The organism is Bacillus sp. FSL L8-0152, assembly GCF_038006365.1.
Taxonomy (GTDB): domain Bacteria; phylum Bacillota; class Bacilli; order Bacillales; family Bacillaceae_G; genus Bacillus_A; species Bacillus_A cereus.
Genome location: NZ_JBBOVB010000001.1, coordinates 4,131,611 through 4,154,665 on the forward strand (window position 1 = coordinate 4,131,611; position 23,055 = coordinate 4,154,665).

Sequence of the window (23,055 nt, forward strand, 5' to 3'; positions counted from 1 at the left end):
TTCCCCTTCTCCTTCATTATGAAATGTACAAATACTACTTCACTTCAAATTTCACACGCGTACCATCTGGATATTTATCTAACTTATTCCCTACCCAAGAGCCTGCTCCCCGGTTATCCGCCGGACTTATATATTCAATATGTGCTCCTTTTCCGCCTTCCTTGCACATCGCCATTGGCCATTCATCACGATCATACCCTTTTTTTGATGGATACGGTGCTAACGACAATTTCCTTCTATCTGCAGCACCACCACGATCGATTGTACAAACTTCTGAATGCCCTTCTTTTATAGCATCCGTAATATGTTTTCCTGTCTCTGGATAACGTTCTTTCGGAAATTCTAACACTTGATCATACGTATTCGTTTTCTTTACACTTGTTTCCTCTGGCACAAGTACTTCATAAACTGCTACTAAAATAGACAGAATTGCAATAATTGAAATGATAATACCTTTTAATTGCTTCATGTATACCTCCATGTTTCTACCAGTTTCTTTTCCTCAGTTATTATAACAAACTTCTCCTGTATATGTTTTCAGACATTATTTTAGTTATTCCTTGCCATTCCGCCAAAAAATTTCATTTTTTCACTAATGCTGTAGAAAACTAATAGCCTTCCGACATTCTTTTTCAAAGGAAGTCCTCATAAAAGATTGAAATGATATATACGATACTTTTTGGGGAGGAAATATCATGGAAGCTACCTATAAAACGAAAGATGTCACGAATAAAACAGGCATCCCAAAACATATAGTCCGCAAATATAGTCAACTGTTAGAGGAACATGGTTATATGATTTCTAAAACAGCTGATGCTCGTATTTATAAACTTGATGATTTAAAACTATTGAAATCTATACATGAAAGAGCTGCCACATTACAAGAAGATATTTCAGAAACGATACCGATTATTTTAAAAGAAAAAGAGGCCCCACCTGTACCAGTTATACAAGATAAGCAAGAGATACAACCGAAAGAAAAAGAAGATGGGCGTAACTTTGAGGAGTTCATGTTGAAACTTGAAATGCTAGCTCAATTAAATGAAGCAATTATTCATCAAAATTCTACTCTAATTACACAAAATCGTTTAAAGGATGAGAAACTAGATGAATTGATGCAACAAGTGTATGTAAAAGAAGGCTCTCAAGAAAAAATGCTTCAAGAGTTAGTCGAGCACGCCGCTCAAACAGATGCATTGCAAAAAGAAAAAATGGACTTATTAATGAATCATATGTATAAACGAGAATCCAAACAAGAAGAAAAAATGAATAAACTTGTTAGTCAAATTTATAACAAGGACAGTAATCGTGATGCACAGCTTATGCAAGTTATTCGAGAAATTCAAGAAACAAAAAGAATGGTCGCTGCCTCAAAAGAGCAAAGCTTCTTTCAATCATTTAAAAGTTTATTTAGCCGAGCAAAACAAGAAAAAACAAATGAATAAACAATATAAAATAAAAAGTTACCTTCCATCGGTAACTTTTATTCCTTATTTTGTACAGCTGGTAATATAATAATTGCTTCAGTGCCTTTTCCACTTTCACTCTTATATTCCAATGTACCATTATGCGCTTGTAAAATACTAAATGTTACCATAAGCCCTAATCCTGTCCCTTTTTCTTTTAAAGAATAATATGGTTGCCCCAGCCTTGCTAACTGTTCTTTCGTCATACCAACACCACTATCTTTAACTCTTATTATGATTGTTTCGTCTTTTTGAATAGCTGTTACTTTTAAATATCCTTTATTTCCTTGAATTGCTTCAATACCATTTTTAACAACATTCATAATAGCTTGCTTCAATTTTGTCTTATCACCAATCGTATAAAGACTTTCTGAAATTTCAACTTGTAAATATACACCTTGCATTGCTGCAAATGACGACATAAGAGTGGTCATTTCTATTAATTGGGCTGATAAACAAATGTGTTCTTTTTTCTCAATTTGCGGCCTTGCTAAATTCAAATAATCTGAAATAATTTGTTCCGCCCGATCCAATTCAGCTAATACGAGACGCATATAATCCTTATTCTTCACATCTTCCGTACTTTCTAGCAATTGGATAAATCCACGAACAACAGTAAGTGGATTTCGAACTTCATGTGCCACACTTGCTGCTAACTCACTTACAATATTAAGCTTTTCTGATTTTTGCATCTCTGTACGTAGCAATGCATTTTCATTTAAATATTCAGTTAAATATACCTGAAATACCATTGTCATGACCATGATAAGCGAGGCAAATATAAATCCGCTATATATTTGCGAAATATACGGTGTAAATCCTGTTTCCAAAAGAACATTAATCATGCCTAATACTAAAGAAACAAGCACATAAAATGATGAAATCATAAATGCTAAAATTAATTTCTTATCTCTTGAAAAAAGAGACCATTTCTTTGATAAAAATAGCGGAACTATCAATAGAAATATTACTTCTAAAACTGGAAGAAAGCTCATTCCCTTTAGTAACCATTCATATGCAACAAAAATAACCGCTGGGATTAAACCAACAATCCCACCATATAAAAAACCACTGACAATTGGAATTGGGTGAAAGTTATACCCACACACATTGCCAAAACAAATAGAGTATGTCATGGAGAGAACGAGCGTAACGCTAGATAAAAACATAATAAAGTAACGATTTGGCTTCGGAGGCATTTCTTGATAGCGATTTAAACGAATCGCTTCATATAAAAATAGTGGTAAAATTATGATGGCAATTTGAATCAACAAATCACGGATAAGCTCCATAACCTCTCATCCCCTATATGTATTTTGATATGATTATATCATTTTATAGGTTTATTTGTTTTAAAATTTTGATTTTTCTTAACATATTTGTTAATTCTTTGTTAACAACTCATAATAATTGTTACAGATTTTCGAAATGATTGTAAACCCTGTACCAAATTTCCTTCGTGCAGTATACAATGAATACGGATTACAAAGAAAATGTAAAAATACTTTTTTAGACGGACAACTATAGCAAAATACAGCATATAATCCATACTATCTATGTTTACAAATAAGTGATCATTACTTTAGTAGGAGGAAGATAAATATGGCGGGTACTACGCTTGTTTTAAAAGAAGAAAATTTGGTTGTTCTAGAAAATGTTGAAAAATCAGTATATGAAGAGTTACAGCATAAAGCAGGAGATGAAGATTGCACATGTGCTGTGAACGAATCAGTTGTTCACCTTGGCAAGGTATCCTCTGTACTCTGGAATGAAGATGAAATAGATTGGGAATACGGATATTAAAAAGTCGCTTATAGCGGCTTTTTTTCTTTTCTCTCTCTTTCTAAATTACATATACAAAGCGCAATCATAGAAAATATGATAAAATGAACTTAATTTTCAAACGGAAGAAAGGGAGATACAATGGAACAATTCATTAACCCTAGAGTGAAGGATATCCAAATTTCTGGAATCCGTCAATTCTCTAACATGATTCAAAACTATGATAATTTGATTTCTTTAACAATCGGACAACCCGATTTCCCTACACCTTCTCTCGTAAAAGAAGCGGCAAAACGGGCTATTACAGAAAACTATACCAGCTATACACATAACGCTGGTTTACTAGAATTACGTAAGGCAGCTTGTAACTTCGTAAAAGATAACTACGATTTACATTACTCACCTGAAAACGAAACCATCGTTACAATTGGTGCTAGCGAAGCAATTGATGTTGCATTCCGAACGATTTTAGAGCCAGGAACAGAAGTAATTTTACCTGCTCCTATTTATCCAGGTTACGAACCTATTATTCGATTATGCGGTGCAACGCCCATTTTTGTAGATGTTCGTGAAACTGGATTCCGTTTAACAGCTGACGCGCTAAAAAATGCTATTACAGAAAAAACAAGATGTATCGTACTACCATATCCTTCTAACCCAACTGGTGTAACTTTATCCATAGAAGAATTAAAAGATATTGTAGATGTTTTAAAAGATAAAAATATTTTCGTCCTTTCAGATGAAATTTATAGCGAGCTTGTGTATGAACAAAAGCATACATCTATCGCTCATTTCCCAGAAATGCGTGAAAAGACAATTGTCATTAACGGTTTATCTAAATCACATTCTATGACTGGCTGGCGTGTTGGACTTTTATTCGCACCAAGCTATTTAGCAGGACACATATTAAAAGTTCATCAATACAATGTAACGTGTGCTACTTCAATCGCTCAATACGCTGCGATTGAAGCATTAACAGCTGCTAAAGACGCACCCAAAATGATGCGCCACCAATATAAAAAACGCCGTGATTACGTATATAATAGACTCACTCAAATGGGATTAGCAGTTGAAAAGCCAACAGGTGCATTTTACTTATTCCCATATGTCGGTCATTTGACATCTTCATCATTTGATTTTGCACTTGATCTTGTCAAAGAAGCTGGACTAGCTGTAGTTCCTGGAACAGCATTCTCTGAATACGGTGAAGGCTACCTTCGCTTGTCCTATGCGTATAGTATCGAAACTTTAAAAGAAGGCTGCGACCGATTAGAAGCCTTTCTAATAAAAAAAGCTAAGAGTTAAACTCTTAGCTTTTTTCTGCATAATGATCACAAGTTTGACGTTTTAGTAATTTATGAGGAATAATGATACACTTTGCAGTGGATTCTGCATTCTCTACTTTATCAACTAAAGCTTTTGCTGCCTCATATCCTAGCTGATAAATATTCACATCAACTGTCGAAAGTGGAGGGCTCGCAATTTCTGATAATAAAGCATTATTAAAGCTTACAATAGAAACATCCTTCGGTACAACGAATCCTTTTTTAGAAAGAGCACTTAACACACCAAGTCCAATTAAGTCATCCGTTGCCATAATTGCCGTTGGCGGTTGCTGCAGTCCCATTAATTCCTCAACGGCTTGTTGACCACTTTCCCTCGAAAAATCAAAATGTAAAATATATTCTTTTGGTAATACAATGTCTGCTAATTTCAAGGCATCACTCATACCAGCTAAACGATCTCTCGTTACAAGTAAATCTGATCCACCACCAATGAACGCGATTTGCTTATGCCCTAATGAAATTAAATATTCTGCCACTTCTCTTGCAGCTGTATAATTGTCATTATCTACATATGTAATTTCATCTTTTCGATCATATGGTTTTCCTATTAAAACAAACGGGAAATTTTGTTCATGTAAATATTGAATAATCCGATCATTCTCCCTTGAATATAAAAGAATAATACCACCAATTTGACGTCCCTGTACCATCTTTACGACACCATTAAAAATTTCTTCTTCCGTTTCACCTGTCGACATGTAAAGCGCATAACCTTCTACGTGTGCAAATGAACTAATCCCTCTTATAACTTCTGGGAAAAATGGATTTTGAAAAGCTTTACTTGCAGAACTTGGCATAACAAGACCAAGTGTTTTCGTCGTTTGGTTCGCAAGATTTCTCGCATTTAAATTGGGATGATACCCTAATTCACTCATCACTTTCCTAACACGGCGCTTTGTTTTTTCACTTATACTTGGATTATCAGCAATTACACGAGAAACTGTTGATGGTGCAACATTCGCTTGCTTCGCCACATCTTTAATTGTAACTGTCATAAAAATCCCCCTCCTCTCATTTCTCTGCCATTTTTCATATATTTTATCTCGCACTCATTGCAAGTCATAAACTTTCATTTCTTATATCTTGCAAAACTAATCCTATTCTCCCTCTTCATGTATTGTAAGGGATATAGCTATTTTTTCCTATACTATAATATACTATTTATTTCACTTCTTTTCACATGTGATGTCAAATCTCTTTTCATCTCCCTATAAAGTTATTTATAGGGAGATGAAAAGAAAAATGGGACATAATGTCCCATTTTTCATCCTTTTGTACCTCCAGCTGTTAAACCAGAAATAAAGTATTTTTGTAGTGATAGGAATAAAATTGAAATTGGAATCGCAATTAACACAGAACCCGCTGCAAACGTTGTAAATTCATTACCGAATTTCTTCGCAACCATTTCATATAATCCAACTGCTAAAGTATAATTTTCTGGTGTTCGCAAAATAATACTCGCTAAAATGAAATCTGTAAATGGACCAATGAAAGTAAATAACGCTACAACCGCTACGATTGGCTTTGCAAGTGGCATAATGATTTGCCAAAAAATACGGAAATGTCCTGCTCCATCCATACGAGCTGATTCATCCAGTTCTTTCGGAATCGTATCAAAATACCCTTTCATAAGCCATGTATTCATCGGAATGGCCCCGCCTACATAAATTAAAATTAATGCAAGGTGTGTATCAATTAATCCTGTTAATTGAGCTAATACGTATAGAGCAATTAACGCTGCAAAGTTTGGAATCATTTGCAGGATTAAAAATGTTAATAAACCATTTTTTCTTCCAACAAAACGATATCTCGAAAATGCATAAGCAGTAAAGCTAATTGCTAACACTGAGAAAATCATCGTTAAAACACTTACTTTTAATGTGTTTTTATACCATAGTAAGTAATTACTATTCTCTAGATCTAATAACTTACGATAATGATCTAACGTTGCATTTTGTGGAATAATACTTGATCCAGATAAACTATCACCTGGATTAAACGATGAGCCAATAATCCATAATAACGGATAGAAAATGATGGCACACATTACGAAAATAACTAAATAACTTAATGAGAGACGTAACATCTTCTGTCTTTTAATATTCATTTACATCATATCCTCTTCTTGGAATGATTTTGTTCTCTTAAATTGCCATAACGCAACTGTAATAACGATTAACGATAATATCATTGTAAGAGCTGCTGCTTTTCCGTACTGCGCTGAAGTCATCGTTAGCTTATAAATCCATGAAATTAAAATATCCGTTCCACCTGCGTCTTGTCCAGCTACAGCAGGACCTCCACCGTTAAATAGATAGATGATACTAAAGTTATTAAAGTTAAACGTATATTGCGTAATTAATATTGGTGCTGTTGCATATAACACAAGTGGCAATGTAATTTTACGAAACTGTTGCCAAGCTGTCGCTCCATCTACTGTAGCCGCTTCATATAATTCTCCCGGAATCGATTGCAGTATACCTGTTGTCATCGCAAAGATAAACGGGAACCCAAGCCACGTTTGAATCATAATTAAAGCAATCTTCGCCCAAAATGGATCTGTCATCCAAGCAATTTTTTCAATTCCGAATAAAGCTAATACTTGATTGTTAATCGCTCCGAATGTTTCATTAAACATACCAGAGAAAACAAGAATAGATACGAATGCTGGAACCGCCCACGGTAAAATGAAGATTGTTCGAATAATCGCCTTTCCTTTAATACCAGGCTGATTTACGATAATCGCTAAGAAAATACCGAGCGCAACTTGTAATGTTGTTGCAACGAATGTCCAAATGACAGTCCAAGAGAATACACTTACAAATGTCTCTCTCCACATCGGTAAAGTGAAAATATCAATAAAGTTTTTAAAGCCCACCCAATCTACTAATTTAGCTGGAGGAGAATGATATAAATCATAGTTTGTAAATCCAATTAAAATTACGAAGATGATTGGAAATACGACAACAAAGATAAGTAGTAGAAAACCTGGTGAAACCATTAAATAAGGAAAACCTTGATCTAACAAATTACGGTATTGCTCTTTTACAGAATTTAACGGTGTTCCGATATCACGTTTCTTTCCATTTTGGTATGCATCGTATAAGTTAAATGCATATATGCCGAGCCCAAAAGCGATAACGATAAGGGCCAAGATTCCTTCTACTAATAGAAAGACAGAATGGTCACGTGGAACTTCTGTACCAAGCGTTACAATACCCCATAATCCCATATTTAATAAATCAGCAAAGGCTACAATAAATGAACCTGTTAATACTAGAAAAATAAGACCTTTTACAAATTGTTTATTATACATTTGGCCCACGCCTGGAATGATTGATAACATGGTTGCCATTTTTCTATGCTTTGAATGGTTTAACCCATTTGCTGGTTCCATAGATGTTTGCATGTTCCTTCCCCCTTTTTTCTTCCTACATGGAAGGGAGAGAATTCGTGCCTCTCATATTAGAGGCACGAATTTCACCTTATTTTTTCTTGTTATGATTTGCCTCAATATTACCTTTAATTTGTTTCACTGCACTATCAAGCGCCGCTTTTGGTGCCTCTTTATCTGTAACAACTAATTGAAGCGCATCTCCAGCTGGTTTCCAAACTTCTTGCATTTCTGGAATGTTTGGCATTGGAATTCCATTTTCAGATTGCGTTGCAACTGCTTTTGCAGCTTCGTTATCTTTAATAATTGGATCTTCCATTACTGATTTTACTGGAGGAATTTCTTTTGTTTTCTCAAATCGAATTTTTGCGTTTTCTTCATTTGTTACCCACTCAGTGAATTTTGTAGCTAAATCATTTTGTTTAGAAAAACTTGTTACATGCCATCCTTTAACCCCAACAAACGTTTTCATCGGTTGACCATTTGGTAATTTCGGCATTGGAGCAACGCCATAATCAATCCCGTTCTTTTCCATTGCTTGGAACGCCCATGGGCCATTCATGATAGATGCTGCTTTTCCTTCATTGAATAGTCCATCAGCAGCAGGCCCACCTGATTCACCGATAATACCTTTCGGGAATAATTTTTCTTTGTACCATTTTTGAAGATATTCAGCACCTTGTACTGCTCCGCTATTATTTAATCCAACATCACTTGCATTTGGCTTTCCATCTTTTTCACCAAATACATAACCGCCCATACCTGCCATAAATGCATTAGCAAAGTAGAAGTTATCTCCTAATGCTAAAAATCCGTACTTGCCATCTTTCGTAAATTCTTTTGAGAAGTTAAACAGCTCATCCATCGTTTCTGGCGCTTTTGGCATTAGTTTTTTATTATAAATAAAGACTGGTGTCTCAATTGCTTTTGGTAAACCATATAATTTTCCGTTATATGTCTGTGCTTCTATTGATGAATTAGTAAATTTACTCTTTACAGCATCATCTGCTTTCACTTCAGAAAGTAAACCTTCTGTTACTGCATTTCCGATTTGATCATGTGGCAATGTTACAACATCTGGTCCAGTCCCCGCTGGCCCATCAAGGCGTAACTTCTTCACTTGATCTGTCATTTGCATTTCAACAACTTTTACTTTTACTTTATATTTTTCCTCAAAGCTTTTCACTGCTGGTTCTAAACCAACACCTTTTTTATCATCTTCCCAAACAAGAAGATCATAGTCTTTTTTCGCTTTACTTTCCTCTTTTTTCCCTGAATCTTTCGGTCCACATGCAGATAACATACCAATAGATAATGCTGAAACCGTTAATAATGATAATGCTTTCTTCATCCCAAAAACCTCCCTAAATTGTCTATGTACCTCAGTAACTGAAAACGTTTGCATTTAATAGTTTAATTGAAGCGCAAACAATATCCCAAGTCTATGAAAACGTTTGCGCTATTTGTCTATCATTATACATTCTTTTATTCATTTTGCAAATATTAATTTAAAAATTATGTCATTATACTCTTTATACATTGACTTTATATGAAATGAATACTACTCTTATAAGCAATATTAAAGCTGTAAGAAAGGCAATCGTTTGCAATACAGTCTTTATTATTACACTTAAGGGAATACTATGTATAGAGATATTGAAGGGGGATTTTCTATATGTTTAAAGAAGCCATTTATCATAGGCCGAAAGATAATTATGCATACGCTTACGATGAACAAACAATTCACATCCGGGTACGTACTAAGAGAGATGATGTTCAAAGCGCCACTCTTATTTACGGTGATCCTTACGAATGGAATGACGGGAAATGGATATCAGCAAGTACACCAATGAAAAAAACGGGTTCTACTGCATTATTTGATTATTGGTCCATTTCAATCGAACCAAAATTTAAGCGCTTACGTTATGGATTTGAATTAAAATCTGAAACAGACACTCTTATTTATACAGAGCGAGGATTCTTTTCTAACATTCCAAATGATGATGTTGGTAACTTTTTTTGTTTTCCATTTATTCATGCAGATGATGTATTCAAAGCACCATCGTGGATTAAAGACACCATTTGGTATCAGATTTTCCCTGAACGATTCGCTAATGGCGATAGTACGCTGAATCCAGAAAACACCCTTCCTTGGGGAAGTACGAATCCAACTCCAACTAATTTTTTCGGCGGGGATTTTGCTGGTGTTATTCAAAACCTTGATTACCTTGTTAAGCTTGGCATTTCCGGAATATATTTCACACCTATTTTCAAAGCTCATTCAAACCATAAATATGACACAATTGACTATATGGAAATTGATCCACAATTTGGGACGAAAGAAACTTTTAAAGAGCTCATTGAAGAATGTCATAAACACGGTATAAAAGTCATGCTCGATGCTGTGTTTAATCATAGTGGATACTTTTTCGAGAAATTTCAAGACGTACTAGAGAATGGTGAGAAGTCCGCATATAAAGAGTGGTTCCACATTCATGATTTCCCGATTATAACCGAACCACTTCCAAATTATGATACTTTCGCCTTTACACCGTATATGCCTAAATTAAATACAGCTCATCCAGATGTAAAAGAGTACTTACTTGAAGTAGGACGTTATTGGGTACGAGAATTCAATATAGATGGCTGGCGCCTTGATGTCGCAAATGAAGTCGATCACAACTTTTGGAGAGAATTCCGAACTGAAATAAAAACATTAAATCCTGAAGTATATATTTTGGGAGAAATTTGGCACGATGCCCTTCCGTGGCTACAAGGTGATCAATTTGATGCTGTCATGAGCTATCCTGTTACAAACGCTCTACTTTCTTACTTTGCTAACGATTCCATTAAAGCAAGTGAATTCATGAAGCAAATTACAGAATCTCTACATTCCTACTCTATGAATGTAAATGAAGCAGCCTTTCATTTATTAGATAGCCATGATACTCCAAGAATTTTAACAACATGCAATGGAGATAAAAATAAGTTGAAATTGCTCTATGTATTCCATCTTTCTTTCATCGGCTCTCCATGTATTTATTACGGAGATGAAATCGGCATGGATGGTGGTATGGACCCCAATTGCCGTAAATGTATGATTTGGGATACTAAAGAACAAGATCATGCATTATTTACACATATACAAACATTGATTTCATTACGAAAACAACATGCAGCTTTTGGAGGACATGGTACTTTTCAATTCATCGAAGCAAATGATGAACATAATTATATTTCTTATACGAAAACATATGAGGATGAAACTATCTTTTTCGTTTTAAACCCTACTAATAGTGAAGTTACAGTTTCACTCCCTCTTCATGTTACTGGTAAGAAAATAATTAACATTTATACAAATGAAGAATTTTCAGCAGAAGCAAGTGTATTACAAGTTACACTTCCTCCATATGGATTCTCCATATTAAAATGGTAACCCAAAAAATCCTTATGCCAAGGTGGCATAAGGATTTTTCTTATTTCAATTTGAATACCATCGCTTCATACGGACGTAATGTAATGTTATCTATCAATCCGATTTCTACATCGTAATTGTGTATGAATAATTCTGATTCACTATAACTAATATCCTCAGGCATTTCAAATACACTTTCATCCGCAGTAAAGTTTGCAATAACAAGTAATTTTTCGTCTCCATATGTTCTTACATAAGCAAAAATAGAAGGATTATTCTCTAATATTAAATCATATGATCCATATACAACTATTTCATTATTTTTGCGTAGCTCAATTAATTTCTTATAGTAATAAAAAATTGAACCTTCATCTTGGATTGCTTGTTTCACATTAATCTCTTTATAGTTAGGATTTACAGTAATCCAAGGTTCACCTGTTGTAAATCCAGCGTGATTCTGATCATCCCACTGCATCGGAGTTCTAGCATTATCACGACCCTTTATATAAATAGATTCCATTACTTTTTCTATATCTTCACCATGGTCTATCACTTTTTCTTTATACATATTTAACGTTTCAATATCTCGATATTCATCAATTGATTGGAATCGAACGTTCGTCATTCCGATTTCTTCACCTTGATAAATATATGGCGTTCCCTTCATCATATGAAGAACTGTCGCTAACATTTTTGCAGATTCAATGCGATACATTCCATCGTTACCAAAACGAGATACAACGCGAGGCTGATCATGGTTATTCCAATAAAGGCTATTCCATCCGGTATGCTCTAATGCTTTTTGCCACTTTGTTAAATTCTCTTTTAAAGTAAGAAGTGAGCATGGTTTTACATCCCACTTTCCACCTTCTCCTGAATCTAAATCCATATGTTCAAATTGGAATACCATTTGCAACTCTTTTCGTTCTTCTCCAGTATACAATTTGGCTTCTTCTGTCGTTACACCTGGCATTTCACCAACCGTCATAATATCATAATTCGATAATACTTCCTCATTCATTTCATGCAAATATTTATGAATGTTTGGACCGTTCATAAAATGTTTATGACCTGAAACATAACCATCTTCATCTGTTTCAACTGTTGGTAACCCTTCTTCTTTAGAAATAAAATTGATAACATCCATGCGGAATCCATCAATTCCTTTTTCTAACCAAAACTTCATCATCTCATAAACATCTTGTCTTACCTTTTCATTATCCCAGTTTAAATCTGGTTGTTTTTTAGAAAACAGATGTAAATAATATTCATCCGTCATTTCATCATACTTCCATGCAGATCCACTAAAAGCAGCTCCCCAGTTGTTTGGTTCTTTCCCTTCTTTTCCAGGACGCCATATATAGTAATCTCTATATTTATTATCTTTTGATTTACGTGATTCAATAAACCAATTATGTTCATCAGATGTATGATTAACAACTAAATCCATCATCAATTTCATATTACGTTCATGCATTTCATGTAATAGTTCATCCCAATCTTCCATTGTTCCGAACTCGTTCATAATTTTACAATAATCACTTATATCGTAACCATTATCATCATTTGGAGATTCATAGACTGGTGATAACCAAATCACATCAATCCCTAACTCTTTTAAGTAATCTAGCTTTGAAATAATCCCTTGAAGATCTCCTATACCATCACCATTACCATCCATAAAGCTACGAGGATAAATTTGATATACTACGCTTTCTTTCCACCATTGTTTTTCCATTATGCTACCCCATTTCATTCATCATTCATTTTTCTCTTTTTTAAGGCGCAAACGTTTTCATTAATGAATGATAACAGATTCTATCTCAATTTAAAATAGCGCTTACAATTTTTATTGTTCTTTTTCTAAGAAAAAACGCGAAAATCACTAATAATTCTCCAATATATGAAAACGTTTTATTTTTTTATTTATTTTTTGAATCTATTCGTTTATAATGAACTCAAAGAAAACGTTTGCATAATTATTTCTAGGGGGAAATACCATGGCAGAACTTAAATTAGAAAACATTTATAAGATATATGATAATAACGTAACAGCTGTAACTGATTTTAATTTACACATTCAAGATAAAGAATTTATCGTATTTGTCGGTCCTTCTGGATGCGGAAAATCTACAACGTTACGAATGGTAGCTGGACTCGAAGATATTTCAAAAGGCGAGTTTTCAATTGATGGTAAACTAATGAATGATGTTCCTCCAAAAGATCGAGATATCGCAATGGTATTCCAAAACTACGCTCTTTATCCACATATGAGTGTATATGATAATATGGCATTTGGATTAAAACTTCGAAAAATACCAAAAGATGAAATCGATCGTCGTGTAAAAGATGCAGCAAAAATTTTAGGACTTGAACAATATTTAGATAGAAAACCGAAAGCATTATCAGGTGGACAGCGCCAACGTGTTGCGTTAGGTAGAGCAATCGTTCGAGATGCAAAAGTTTTCTTAATGGACGAGCCATTATCAAACTTAGATGCTAAACTCCGTGTTGCAATGCGCTCAGAAATTTCTAAGCTACATCATCGCCTTGGAACAACAACAATTTATGTAACACATGACCAAACAGAAGCAATGACTATGGCTTCGCGTCTTGTCGTTATGAAGGATGGAAAGATTCAACAAATTGGAACACCAAAAGAAGTATATGAAACACCAGAAAACATTTTCGTGGGTGGATTTATCGGGTCACCAGCGATGAACTTCTTCCGTGGTAAATTGACTGAAACCGATTTCGTTATAGACAATACTATAAAAATCAAAGTATCTGAAGGAAAAATGAAGATGCTACGTGAACAAGGCTATGTAAATAAAGAAATTGTTTTAGGTATTCGCCCGGAGGACATTCATGATGAACTACTATTTTTAGAAGCTTCACAATCTACTACTTTCACAACAAAAATTGAAGTTGCTGAATTGTTAGGTGCTGAATCTATTTTATATATGAAACTTGGAAATCAAGATTTTGCAGCACGTGTTGATGCAAGACATATATTCTCACCTGGAGACCAAATTAAATTGGCATTTGATTTAAATAAAGCGCATTTCTTTGACAGCCAAACAGAACAACGTATTCGCTAAAAAAATTTCCTTCTATATAACATACAAAAAAACCGTCCACATATATTGAGGGCGGTTTTCATTATTATACTAGGGCTTCTACTGTATGAAATGATTGTCCTTTCGTGCCAATAATACCGAAAATCGGTAAATCACTAAGCACCACTTCTTCTTGCTGTTTCATAAAAGATGACGTTAATTGTTTTATCTCTATCCAAACGTCATTAATACAAAGTACATTGGAATCGTTCTCTTGTTGACGAGAAAAAATAGAATCTATTTTATATAAACCAGCATTTTGAAAAAGCATGTCAATGCGACTGAATGCATTCAAAGTAATGCTAATAACGCGTTGCCAATCTCCTTGCTTTTCCATATCATAGAATACAAAAAGGGCTTCTCCGCCTAGATTCGTAATTTCCTCCACTGTTGCTTGTCCACTTTCTTGATCAATGTCCGTCACAATTACTTTTGCGCCTTGTTTAGCCAACAAAAGAGCTGTATTACGTCCAATACCGATGCCACCGCCAGTTACGATAGCAACTTTTCCTGCAAGCTTCATTTTCATTACCCCTTCTATAAGTCTTACCGTCATTCAGTATACTCCTTTATGAGATTATTCTGCAAGCAAGAAAAATTGCTATTCAATTTGTAAACGCTTACTTTTTATCCTTCTTTTTTCTTACTCTTACGCTGATCAAGAACTAGACCGATAAAAATGAGAATCCCCCAAAAAATTATGCTGCCTCCTGTCATCTCAACTTCCCCCTTATTATATAAAGTAAAACTTTAATTAGCCCCAAATGGTGAGATAAAGATATTATTTTTAATTATTATACCATTATCTTAATTTTCAATCTATTATAAATAGAAATGACACATTTTAGCTTTTCCTTACTGTAAATATTCACAATATACTTATAAAATAAAAAAAGACCCTTATATATATAAAAGGGTCTTTTTTTATTTTATTTTATTATACAAGACTTATTATTTTCGTCTTTGTAATTAAGTCCTGAAAACCGCAATTGTCTTTGCGGAACAACATCATATATACGTTACATATTAATGGAATTCCTAATAGCAATACGTTCGGTAATAACACTACAAAAAATCTTATAATTAATGTTTGCAACGTTAGCTTTTCACTCTTCAATGAAATTAATTTTATTCTCGTTACCTTTTTTCCAAGTGTAACACCGTTCCAAATAAAGGGTAATACAATAAAATATATCGCCATTAATATGAAAACTACTGCGAAATCATATCTAAAATCACCTAAGCTTATATTAAAGCGCTTAAACATAGCACTATAGTTTCCGGTCATAATAGCTACTACTGCACCATACATAACCGAGATTAAAAACATGTCAATTAGGGAAGCACCTATGCGATTCATTACAAGCGCTGGACGATGCATCTTTAACTTCATTTTATGTCGACTCCTTCATATCCTTCTTTACCCGTCTCATCGTACCACTTCTAAAAAACATTGTAAACTAGCGTTTCTCTTACTTTTCTTGTACAATTTGTTACAATAGCATTATAAAGGAGGTTCCCATATTGAAAAAATGGATAATCCTATTCGTCGCCTTCCTATTAACTGGTTGTGCAGGAAACACAAGTCACTTAACTTATACGGTTAACGATGAATACGAACTCATACGTACTTCTGGAAATGCATTTGAACTTTTCCCCTCGCAAGATGCTGTATATGCCACACAATACATCCCTGCAAAAATTACAGACATTGCTTGGGATGATAAATACATTATTGCAAAACAAACTGAGGAAAAATCAGATCCAAATAACCCTGACGCAGCAATTGCAAATAAAAAAAGTGAACATTATTGGATTATTGACGTAAAGCACAATAAACGTTTCGGTCCCTACAATGAAAAGCAATTTAACGAACAAAAAGATGCGTTTAAAATTAAGGTACCTTTTCAAAATGTAGATTCATACATAAAAGAAATAAAAAAACAGTCAGCATAATATTTGAGTGCTGACTGTTTTTCTTACATTATTTTAAAAACACCTTACTCCGAAAGTGAGATATTAAACGTTTGTGACTCTTTTACAACATCTTGTGTTTCTGAATCTCCTGCAAGTAAATCATCAGTTGTAAACTGAATATCCTTTACTTTGTCTTTTCCATCGTCAAGTATTAAACCAATAATACCATCTCTTGTTTCACCAGGCTTATAGTCTTCTCTTGACACATTTTTTGTACCAACTAACGTATCTTCATCATATAAAAAGTTTTGAGTCGCTACTTTAAAATGTTGCTTACCATTAATCATAACATCATTCATAGAGAAAAATTGCATATTTTTATTCCCGCTATTCTCCACCTTATATGTAATCTCAACGTAACGAATTGTATTACTAATCTCTGTTCCACTTAGCGATGCATATAATTCTGCATCTTCTTGGCTTACTTTATCCCCTAATCTACGTTTTACTTCTTCAGGAGTTAGTGCCGTGTATACTTTCAATGTATTTTTTGCTTTTTCACTCATCTGTGATAAAGAGATTACTTTCACATCTTGTACGTGAATTTTCATTGGCGCTACTTCAAATGTTTGATTCACAGAGTGCATCTGCTCTAACTTGAAAGTACCCCATCCTGTTTCTTTCACTTTTTGTCCTACTTTTTTCAGCTCACGCCCACCATATTCTTTCGTTTCAGGAATAGATTCTTTTTTCTTCGGTTCAGCTTTCTTTTCTTCTTGATGGAAGCAACCACTTAACATAAGAAGAAAACTACATAAAACAAAAATACTTTTCCATGCTTTCATCATTTCATTTCTCCTAACACTATCATTCATGAATATAAAATTAGTCCCTTGCCTTGTAAACTATAGAAACAATGAAAAGTCCACAAAATGAACTTGTCAGTCCAGATACTATTATACCTCCAATTTGGAAAATATGAAAATAGGGATCTAGGAACGCATGCACGATAAATATAATAGTTGCCACAACAATTACTGAAATCCAATACTTTCTTTTTTCCGAAGCTAAAATAAGGTCTTTACCCATTTCATTTCTATATTTCCATAAAACGTATACTAATAATAGAAAACCAATACATGTACTTCCATGTTGCATATATTTATAAACAGGGATACCGTACCATTCTCTTTGCAATAATGGTATTTTCATAACAAAATAGCCTGTCTTATGAGTGAATGCATCCCAAACAACATGCGTTAACATACCGAATAATGCTGAATAACAAAATATAAAAAGATCCTTCCATGTATGAATCCTCCACCCCTTATCTACTACATATGTATAATACCCAGCAAATGGTTTAGGTAAATGTGTTATAAAAGGCTTTTTTAAAATGTAATGATATATACATGCTAATAAGAAGACAAGTGGTAAATTTAAATATAAGAACCCAAGCCACGTATGCCCAATAACACCATACGGTCTAAAGTGTAAAAAATATTCAAAGTCAGGCGCCATACTACCTAATATAAGAGCCGTTACTGACATATATTTAGAATGCTTTTTCGCAAAAGGAAGAACTGCTGCTGGATGTGCAAATGTAAACGGCATACTTTAACTCCTTCTCACATTTTCAATAGAATACCATCTATCATAACGAGAGAATAGATCTTCATGCAATATTTATTTTCACATTGGAATATGATAGTTTAAATGATATAATCCACATAAAATATTCAGAAAATAAGGAAGGGATTCAGGTGTCATTAACACTTGTATTTGCTGCCTTTTTAGATTCAAAATCCGTTATGAATTGAGGTTTATATATTGATTGACGTACCCTTTTTACAAAATGTCACATTAAAAAAAGAAAATATCCCTAGTTTTTCCGCATATCCTTACTGCTTACCCGCTATCCGAACATTACAATCACTAGCTTTCCATCCAAATGTAACATTCATTATTGGAGAAAACGGAACGGGTAAATCAACATTACTTGAAGGAATTGCAATTGCGTTAGGTTTTAATGCAGAAGGTGGAACGAAAAATTTCCGCTTTAGCACAAACGATTCACATTCATCTTTACATGAATACCTTCGAATTTCAAAAAGTTTCAATACACCAAACGACGGTTTCTTTCTTCGCGCTGAATCTTTTTATAACGTTGCTTCTTATATTGATGAAATAGATGCTATAAAATCTTATGGCGGCGTTTCACTTCACGAGCAATCACATGGTGAATCATTCTTTTCCTTATTTATGAACCGTTTTTCAGGACAAGGTTTATACATTTTAGATGAGCCTGAGGCCGCTCTATCACCAATGAGACAACTTTCCATGCTCATTCGAATGCATGAACTAGCGGAACAAGGTTCACAATTTGTTATTGCGACGCATTCTCCTATTTTAATGGCTTACCCTGAATCTACTATATACTCTTTAACACAAGAGGGGATTCACGAATCCACATTAGAAGAAACCGAGCATTACCAAACAACGAAACTTTTCTTTGAAAATCGTGATCGATTATTTCATCATCTATTTGAGTCATAAAAAAAGAAGCAGCAATAGCTGCTTCTTTTTTATAGTGCTTCTATAAATAAGGCAACCCCGATACCGCCACCGACGCATAAAGAGGCAATTCCTTTTTCTAACCCACGTCTTTTTAATTCGTGAATTAAACTTACCGTAATACGAGCCCCTGTACAACCAATTGGATGCCCAAGTCCTACGCCACTACCGTTTACGTTCACTTTTTCACGGTCTAAACCTAACTCTTTCTCTACAGCTAAATATTGAGCCGCGAAAGCTTCATTAATTTCAAGTAAATCTGCATCTTCTAATGACCAATCCACTTTTTCTAAACCTTTACGAATTGCTGGTGCTGGTCCAATACCCATAATTTTCGGGTCTACTCCAGCTACTGAATATCCAACAATTCTAGCTAACGGTTGTAAGCCTTTTTCTTTTGCTTTTTCTTCGCTCATTAATACTAGAACTGCACTTCCGTCATTCAGGCCAGATGCATTACCTGCAGTTACAGACCCATCTTTACGGAATGCTGGTTTTAACCCTGCTAATTTTTCCGCTGTAATATCTGCACGTGGATGCTCATCCTTCGAAAATACTACTTCTTTTCTACGTTCTTTTATTGTAATAGGAACAATTTGATCGTCAAAGTGTCCAGACTCGATTGCCTTCAGTGCCAATGTATGACTGCGAAGAGCAACTTCATCTTGTTCCTCTCTTGTAATTTCATATTGTTCAACTAAATTTTCCGCTGTTTCACCCATCATAATATGGTGAATCGGATCTTCTAACACTTCCCACACCGTATCACGAATTTCTCCGTGCTGTAGACGTTGTCCCCAGCGGTGCTGTTTCAATGCATAAGGGCTCGAACTCATCGCTTCTACTCCACCTGCAACAACAACATCACTTACACCTAATTGGATTTGCATTGCAGCTGACATAATTGCTTGCATACCTGAAGAACATTGACGTTGGATTGTATATCCCGTAACTGTGTCAGGAAATCCTGCCGCTAATGCAGCTGTTCTCGCCGTATTTGCTTCATCAGTTCTTTGAATACAATGACCTAAAATTACTTCATCAACTTCATGTGGTTCTACCCCGCCTCGTTTTACAGCTTCCTGAAGTACAGGAACAGCTAATTCTACTGGCGTTACATTTTTTAGCGCTCCTCCAAAAGTTCCAATTGGCGAACGAACTGCAGCTGTAATAACAACATTATGCATTTTGTACTTGCCCCTCTCTTATGTACCCTAGTCAGTTTTTAGGTGAAATTCCATAAGATGTATATCTACAACTATCATACTATAAACATACTAAAAAATCAAAATATTTAATATAATAAAAATAGAAGGAATTAACCTTCTATTCTGTCAGTGCATATAAAAACTTTTGTAAAATTTTCTCTGTCGTTTCATTCAATTTTGGCAACTTATCTACTGGAAAATATTGAAGTTTCAACCCTTCATGATCGAGCTTTAATTCCCCGCTCACATGATGTGCCTGATACAGATGAATGACATTGAAAATTTCATCGCCATTCGGATAACGGAAATATACTTCTTTTCCTGATAGAACACCAAGAAATTGCATTATTTTTGCAGTTAACCCCGTTTCCTCAAATAACTCTCTACGTGCCGTTTCTTCTGTCGTTTCACCCAGTTCCATCGCCCCGCCAGGTACACCCCAATCATATGTATCTGAACGATATTGAAGCAATACTTCTTGATTATCATTTAATATAATAATTGCTGATCCTACGAGAATAAGCGGTCTTGTACCAACGACTTTTCGTAACTCTTCAATATACCCCATATGTAAATTCCCCTTTCCCTAACCTCCCTTATCATAACAAAATTTCTCTCTTTTTGTTCATGTAATTTTAAAGAAAAAAAGGAAGCTTTCGCCTCCATTTTTTCACCTTTATTTCTTAAAACTTTCATATTTTACAGCTTCAAAAGCTTCCTCAATTTCATCATTACGATAATGGACATATGTAAAACGGCCCAATTCTACTAATCTTGCTATTTCCTGTAACGCTTTATGCTGCTCATATGTTTCTTTCAGCTTAATATGTACATAAAACTTCATTAAAGGATGTTCATATAAAGGTTCTCCCACCTCTACATATACATCTTCAACCCCTTGTACAACTCTTACATAACTCGCAAATTGATAAAGTGCTTCTCTGTCTGAAACGATTTTTAATGTATACATATATTCTCCCCCTTTCCTTTACTATATCAAAAAGACGACCACACAATGTTATAGAACTATGAAATTTTTTCGACTTGTCATCTATATATTCAATAAAGAAGGCGTTTATCCATACATGACATCTTTTTCCCACATATATTATAGGAAGAACTTTTTTCATTTGAGGTGTTCCTTATGGATCCATACGTCAATATATGTATTTGTATTACTCCCGGTGCCGATATTTCTGATGACCGCATCGCAAAAGATTTAGCTGTTGCAGAATCAATTTGGCACCCCATTACATTTCAAATTCAAGAAGTAATTGTATTAAATGAACTTTTCCGTTTTTTTGACCGTGAAATCAGTTATAAAAATTCCATTCAAAGTCAAGAAAAGTTGGCATCCTTTTTCCAAACATGTGTAAATGAAGCTCCTGAATGCGACCTTTATATTTGTTATATTGGCAGTGATTATTTCAAAGAAACAGCAGTAATTGCCTGCGCTTATTCTTTAGCAAAACAACAGCAACTTACTGGCTATATCGTTTTAACAAATTCGGCTGCCCCTATGAAAAATATATATACGCTCGCTCACGAAATCGGTCATATTTTATTTACAAGACGTATTCATGGAAAACTTACTCATGCAGATCCTCATTCTCCAACCGGCTCGGAGCACCACCCTTCTCCAACAAATCTTATGTATCCGATAGTCCCTCGTCCAGAAAACGTTCATATTCATTCCTTATTAACAACAGAACAAAAAGCGCTCTCTTTACAAAGCTCTTTACTACAAAGAAAAAAACAGTAACCCTCATGTTACTGTTTAAAACAACTTGTTCCAATCAACAAACCAAATCCCGGCTGCTAGAAATAAAAATAGACAACTAAATGTAAATGTAATCCCTCTAAAAATCCCTATATAATATTTCTTTGGAAATAATTTTTGGTATATCCAGAGCAGCCGCTTTCCTATTAAACCGAAAAACAGAATATATCCTGATGTGTAATCTAATATATTAATAAAATAGTCAACATATATCCTTTTTATAAAAGAGTTATTGTTAGGTTAACCTTAGAAAACTACTACTCAATTTACCTATAAATAATACTGTCTCTCTTTTTATTCGTATACTTTCCTTTTTCTAATTTTATATGAATTTTCAAAAGCATATAAATAACAATGAAAAGAATTATTTGTTGTACATACATTCCAATAATACTTGATAAATCTATCATTACGAATACATATTCCAATGCAATTGGAACTAGTAAATACGCCAAAGTAAACCAACCACCAAATTTAATATTTACAATAGCTGCAAATAGAACTACTATTCCAACAAGAATGAAGCTTTCTGTCGCAGTAAATTTAATAAATGTTGTACCATAAAAATTATTTAATAATGCAATACTGAAAATTGATAAAAACCATATCGCACCACTTATATACATAATTAAAAATTCAGTTCTTTTACGCTTAAATGAGGCTGTTCTCATGCCCCATATTAATACACTAATTCCTACAAAAATCATAATTGGATATCCGATTAATTCAATTAAAGAATAAGACAAACGATGGTCGACTTCACTAAAAAATACACTCTTCATCATCGTGAATGCTAATAAATTTATAATGAAATAAAGCAATAATTTATAATTCCCTTTTTTATCAACTTCCATCTCTTTGGCAAGTTGATTTGCATACTCTTTTGGAGCATGACCGAATATATCATTTACACTCTTCCCTCTCTTTTCTCCTTCTATTAAATGAACTTCCGCATCTTCTATAAAGAAAAGAATATCAGCTTCTCTAATGCCCTTTGTTCGTAAATACCCTTGAGTATCATCTAAAAACTTTTGCCCTTCATTCGATAGCACTT

General features: G+C 34.3%; 25 protein-coding genes. 8 read left to right on the forward strand and 17 right to left on the reverse strand.

The genetic code is table 11. From position 1 onward, the window contains the following. Positions 1 to 34 precede the first annotated feature (34 nt). Positions 35 to 469, reverse strand: coding sequence for a DNA-entry nuclease (gene nucA / locus MHH27_RS20635; RefSeq protein WP_000811494.1), 435 nt, complete (start codon positions 467 to 469; stop codon positions 35 to 37). Between the two features lie 226 nt (positions 470 to 695). On the opposite strand from nucA, the gene MHH27_RS20640 reads away from it, so the two are divergent. Next, the gene (locus MHH27_RS20640; RefSeq protein ID WP_000388467.1) at positions 696 to 1,445 is read left to right on the forward strand and encodes a DUF3967 domain-containing protein; all 750 of its coding nucleotides are present in this window, start codon (positions 696 to 698) and stop codon (positions 1,443 to 1,445) included. A gap of 38 nt (positions 1,446 to 1,483) precedes the next feature. Here the strand turns inward: MHH27_RS20640 and kinB are convergent, their stop codons facing one another. Further along, on the reverse strand, positions 1,484 to 2,758 hold the full coding sequence (kinB, locus tag MHH27_RS20645) for a sporulation sensor histidine kinase KinB (protein WP_000420369.1): 1,275 nt from the start codon (positions 2,756 to 2,758) through the stop codon (positions 1,484 to 1,486). Between the two features lie 310 nt (positions 2,759 to 3,068). Here kinB and MHH27_RS20650 point away from each other — a divergent pair, with 310 nt between their 5' ends. Together MHH27_RS20650 and MHH27_RS20655 are read left to right on the forward strand one after the other, a co-directional pair. After that, a complete protein-coding gene (locus MHH27_RS20650; protein WP_000929276.1) occupies positions 3,069 to 3,269 on the forward strand; it encodes a hypothetical protein in 201 nt (66 codons plus the stop codon). Between the two features lie 120 nt (positions 3,270 to 3,389). Next, entirely contained in the window at positions 3,390 to 4,553 is a 1,164-nt protein-coding gene (locus MHH27_RS20655) for an aminotransferase A (protein ID WP_053563723.1), read from the forward strand. Positions 4,554 to 4,557: 4 nt separating this feature from the next. Here the strand turns inward: MHH27_RS20655 and malR are convergent, their stop codons facing one another. The 4 genes from malR to MHH27_RS20675 all read right to left on the reverse strand — a co-directional run bounded on the left by malR (position 4,558) and on the right by MHH27_RS20675 (position 9,339). Next, on the reverse strand, positions 4,558 to 5,589 hold the full coding sequence (gene malR / locus MHH27_RS20660) for a maltose operon transcriptional repressor MalR (RefSeq protein ID WP_016512354.1): 1,032 nt from the start codon (positions 5,587 to 5,589) through the stop codon (positions 4,558 to 4,560). Positions 5,590 to 5,858: 269 nt separating this feature from the next. Beyond that, positions 5,859 to 6,701: a maltosaccharide ABC transporter permease MalD gene (gene malD, locus MHH27_RS20665; RefSeq protein WP_001022608.1), complete on the reverse strand. Its 843-nt coding sequence runs from the start codon at positions 6,699 to 6,701 to the stop codon at positions 5,859 to 5,861. Beyond that, positions 6,702 to 8,003, reverse strand: coding sequence for a maltosaccharide ABC transporter permease MalC (gene malC, locus MHH27_RS20670; protein WP_001194993.1), 1,302 nt, complete (start codon positions 8,001 to 8,003; stop codon positions 6,702 to 6,704). It lies immediately after the preceding gene. A gap of 76 nt (positions 8,004 to 8,079) precedes the next feature. Further along, the gene (locus MHH27_RS20675; RefSeq protein WP_000709923.1) at positions 8,080 to 9,339 is read right to left on the reverse strand and encodes an extracellular solute-binding protein; all 1,260 of its coding nucleotides are present in this window, start codon (positions 9,337 to 9,339) and stop codon (positions 8,080 to 8,082) included. A 324-nt stretch (positions 9,340 to 9,663) separates the two neighbouring features. Between MHH27_RS20675 and MHH27_RS20680 the strand changes: the two genes are divergently transcribed. After that, a complete protein-coding gene (locus MHH27_RS20680) occupies positions 9,664 to 11,424 on the forward strand; it encodes an alpha-glycosidase (RefSeq protein ID WP_340943922.1) in 1,761 nt (586 codons plus the stop codon). Positions 11,425 to 11,464: 40 nt separating this feature from the next. Here MHH27_RS20680 and malL read toward each other — a convergent pair whose 3' ends face one another. Then, entirely contained in the window at positions 11,465 to 13,141 is a 1,677-nt protein-coding gene (gene malL / locus MHH27_RS20685; protein WP_097924714.1) for an oligo-1,6-glucosidase, read from the reverse strand. A gap of 262 nt (positions 13,142 to 13,403) precedes the next feature. On the opposite strand from malL, the gene MHH27_RS20690 reads away from it, so the two are divergent. Then, complete coding sequence (locus tag MHH27_RS20690) at positions 13,404 to 14,504, forward strand: ABC transporter ATP-binding protein (RefSeq protein ID WP_000818934.1); 1,101 nt, start codon at positions 13,404 to 13,406, stop codon at positions 14,502 to 14,504. A gap of 64 nt (positions 14,505 to 14,568) precedes the next feature. Here MHH27_RS20690 and MHH27_RS20695 read toward each other — a convergent pair whose 3' ends face one another. From MHH27_RS20695 to MHH27_RS20705, 3 genes are all read right to left on the reverse strand, one after another. Beyond that, positions 14,569 to 15,078 carry an SDR family NAD(P)-dependent oxidoreductase gene (locus tag MHH27_RS20695; RefSeq protein WP_000218413.1) on the reverse strand — a complete coding sequence of 170 codons (510 nt, stop codon included), beginning with the start codon at positions 15,076 to 15,078 and terminating at the stop codon, positions 14,569 to 14,571. Positions 15,079 to 15,149: 71 nt separating this feature from the next. Then, positions 15,150 to 15,239: a hypothetical protein gene (locus MHH27_RS20700; RefSeq protein WP_000145638.1), complete on the reverse strand. Its 90-nt coding sequence runs from the start codon at positions 15,237 to 15,239 to the stop codon at positions 15,150 to 15,152. Between the two features lie 220 nt (positions 15,240 to 15,459). Next, positions 15,460 to 15,915: an RDD family protein gene (locus MHH27_RS20705; RefSeq protein WP_000769080.1), complete on the reverse strand. Its 456-nt coding sequence runs from the start codon at positions 15,913 to 15,915 to the stop codon at positions 15,460 to 15,462. A 131-nt stretch (positions 15,916 to 16,046) separates the two neighbouring features. Between MHH27_RS20705 and MHH27_RS20710 the strand changes: the two genes are divergently transcribed. After that, a complete protein-coding gene (locus MHH27_RS20710; RefSeq protein ID WP_000758789.1) occupies positions 16,047 to 16,478 on the forward strand; it encodes a DUF3997 domain-containing protein in 432 nt (143 codons plus the stop codon). A 44-nt stretch (positions 16,479 to 16,522) separates the two neighbouring features. Here the strand turns inward: MHH27_RS20710 and MHH27_RS20715 are convergent, their stop codons facing one another. Both MHH27_RS20715 and MHH27_RS20720 read right to left on the reverse strand, forming a co-directional pair. Then, positions 16,523 to 17,287 (reverse strand): hypothetical protein, encoded by a 765-nt coding sequence (locus tag MHH27_RS20715; RefSeq protein ID WP_000973900.1) that lies wholly within the window; start codon positions 17,285 to 17,287, stop codon positions 16,523 to 16,525. A gap of 37 nt (positions 17,288 to 17,324) precedes the next feature. Then, positions 17,325 to 18,053: a DUF4184 family protein gene (locus MHH27_RS20720; protein WP_016080420.1), complete on the reverse strand. Its 729-nt coding sequence runs from the start codon at positions 18,051 to 18,053 to the stop codon at positions 17,325 to 17,327. Positions 18,054 to 18,269: 216 nt separating this feature from the next. Between MHH27_RS20720 and MHH27_RS20725 the strand changes: the two genes are divergently transcribed. After that, the gene (locus MHH27_RS20725) at positions 18,270 to 18,995 is read left to right on the forward strand and encodes an AAA family ATPase (RefSeq protein ID WP_000568001.1); all 726 of its coding nucleotides are present in this window, start codon (positions 18,270 to 18,272) and stop codon (positions 18,993 to 18,995) included. Between the two features lie 29 nt (positions 18,996 to 19,024). On the opposite strand, the gene MHH27_RS20730 is transcribed toward MHH27_RS20725, so the two are convergent. The 3 genes from MHH27_RS20730 to MHH27_RS20740 all read right to left on the reverse strand — a co-directional run bounded on the left by MHH27_RS20730 (position 19,025) and on the right by MHH27_RS20740 (position 21,191). After that, positions 19,025 to 20,200 carry an acetyl-CoA C-acetyltransferase gene (locus tag MHH27_RS20730; protein ID WP_000552075.1) on the reverse strand — a complete coding sequence of 392 codons (1,176 nt, stop codon included), beginning with the start codon at positions 20,198 to 20,200 and terminating at the stop codon, positions 19,025 to 19,027. Between the two features lie 139 nt (positions 20,201 to 20,339). Then, positions 20,340 to 20,789, reverse strand: coding sequence for an NUDIX hydrolase (locus tag MHH27_RS20735; protein WP_000540529.1), 450 nt, complete (start codon positions 20,787 to 20,789; stop codon positions 20,340 to 20,342). A 108-nt stretch (positions 20,790 to 20,897) separates the two neighbouring features. Beyond that, the gene (locus MHH27_RS20740; RefSeq protein ID WP_000288330.1) at positions 20,898 to 21,191 is read right to left on the reverse strand and encodes a DUF3928 family protein; all 294 of its coding nucleotides are present in this window, start codon (positions 21,189 to 21,191) and stop codon (positions 20,898 to 20,900) included. Between the two features lie 174 nt (positions 21,192 to 21,365). Between MHH27_RS20740 and MHH27_RS20745 the strand changes: the two genes are divergently transcribed. Further along, on the forward strand, positions 21,366 to 21,983 hold the full coding sequence (locus tag MHH27_RS20745; protein ID WP_000371606.1) for an ImmA/IrrE family metallo-endopeptidase: 618 nt from the start codon (positions 21,366 to 21,368) through the stop codon (positions 21,981 to 21,983). A 15-nt stretch (positions 21,984 to 21,998) separates the two neighbouring features. On the opposite strand, the gene MHH27_RS20750 is transcribed toward MHH27_RS20745, so the two are convergent. Then, positions 21,999 to 22,223: a DNA-binding protein gene (locus MHH27_RS20750; protein ID WP_369812837.1), complete on the reverse strand. Its 225-nt coding sequence runs from the start codon at positions 22,221 to 22,223 to the stop codon at positions 21,999 to 22,001. A 44-nt stretch (positions 22,224 to 22,267) separates the two neighbouring features. Continuing rightward, a complete protein-coding gene (locus MHH27_RS20755; protein ID WP_090977141.1) occupies positions 22,268 to 23,053 on the reverse strand; it encodes a DUF1129 domain-containing protein in 786 nt (261 codons plus the stop codon). Between the last annotated feature and the right edge of the window lie 2 nt (positions 23,054 to 23,055).

Coding starts and splice junctions, on each gene's coding strand:
- malL (WP_097924714.1), bottom strand. CDS start 13,141: ATGGAAAAACAATGGTGGAAAGAAAGCGTAGTATATCAAATTTATCCT.
- MHH27_RS20655 (WP_053563723.1), top strand. CDS start 3,390: ATGGAACAATTCATTAACCCTAGAGTGAAGGATATCCAAATTTCTGGA.
- MHH27_RS20705 (WP_000769080.1), bottom strand. CDS start 15,915: ATGAAGTTAAAGATGCATCGTCCAGCGCTTGTAATGAATCGCATAGGT.
- nucA (WP_000811494.1), bottom strand. CDS start 469: ATGAAGCAATTAAAAGGTATTATCATTTCAATTATTGCAATTCTGTCT.
- MHH27_RS20745 (WP_000371606.1), top strand. CDS start 21,366: ATGGATCCATACGTCAATATATGTATTTGTATTACTCCCGGTGCCGAT.
- MHH27_RS20730 (WP_000552075.1), bottom strand. CDS start 20,200: ATGCATAATGTTGTTATTACAGCTGCAGTTCGTTCGCCAATTGGAACT.
- malD (WP_001022608.1), bottom strand. CDS start 6,701: ATGAATATTAAAAGACAGAAGATGTTACGTCTCTCATTAAGTTATTTA.
- MHH27_RS20675 (WP_000709923.1), bottom strand. CDS start 9,339: ATGAAGAAAGCATTATCATTATTAACGGTTTCAGCATTATCTATTGGT.
- MHH27_RS20640 (WP_000388467.1), top strand. CDS start 696: ATGGAAGCTACCTATAAAACGAAAGATGTCACGAATAAAACAGGCATC.
- MHH27_RS20650 (WP_000929276.1), top strand. CDS start 3,069: ATGGCGGGTACTACGCTTGTTTTAAAAGAAGAAAATTTGGTTGTTCTA.
- MHH27_RS20695 (WP_000218413.1), bottom strand. CDS start 15,078: ATGACGGTAAGACTTATAGAAGGGGTAATGAAAATGAAGCTTGCAGGA.
- malR (WP_016512354.1), bottom strand. CDS start 5,589: ATGACAGTTACAATTAAAGATGTGGCGAAGCAAGCGAATGTTGCACCA.
- MHH27_RS20690 (WP_000818934.1), top strand. CDS start 13,404: ATGGCAGAACTTAAATTAGAAAACATTTATAAGATATATGATAATAAC.
- MHH27_RS20720 (WP_016080420.1), bottom strand. CDS start 18,053: ATGCCGTTTACATTTGCACATCCAGCAGCAGTTCTTCCTTTTGCGAAA.
- MHH27_RS20680 (WP_340943922.1), top strand. CDS start 9,664: ATGTTTAAAGAAGCCATTTATCATAGGCCGAAAGATAATTATGCATAC.
- kinB (WP_000420369.1), bottom strand. CDS start 2,758: ATGGAGCTTATCCGTGATTTGTTGATTCAAATTGCCATCATAATTTTA.
- malC (WP_001194993.1), bottom strand. CDS start 8,003: ATGCAAACATCTATGGAACCAGCAAATGGGTTAAACCATTCAAAGCAT.
- MHH27_RS20715 (WP_000973900.1), bottom strand. CDS start 17,287: ATGATGAAAGCATGGAAAAGTATTTTTGTTTTATGTAGTTTTCTTCTT.
- MHH27_RS20700 (WP_000145638.1), bottom strand. CDS start 15,239: ATGACAGGAGGCAGCATAATTTTTTGGGGGATTCTCATTTTTATCGGT.
- MHH27_RS20735 (WP_000540529.1), bottom strand. CDS start 20,789: ATGGGGTATATTGAAGAGTTACGAAAAGTCGTTGGTACAAGACCGCTT.
- MHH27_RS20740 (WP_000288330.1), bottom strand. CDS start 21,191: ATGTATACATTAAAAATCGTTTCAGACAGAGAAGCACTTTATCAATTT.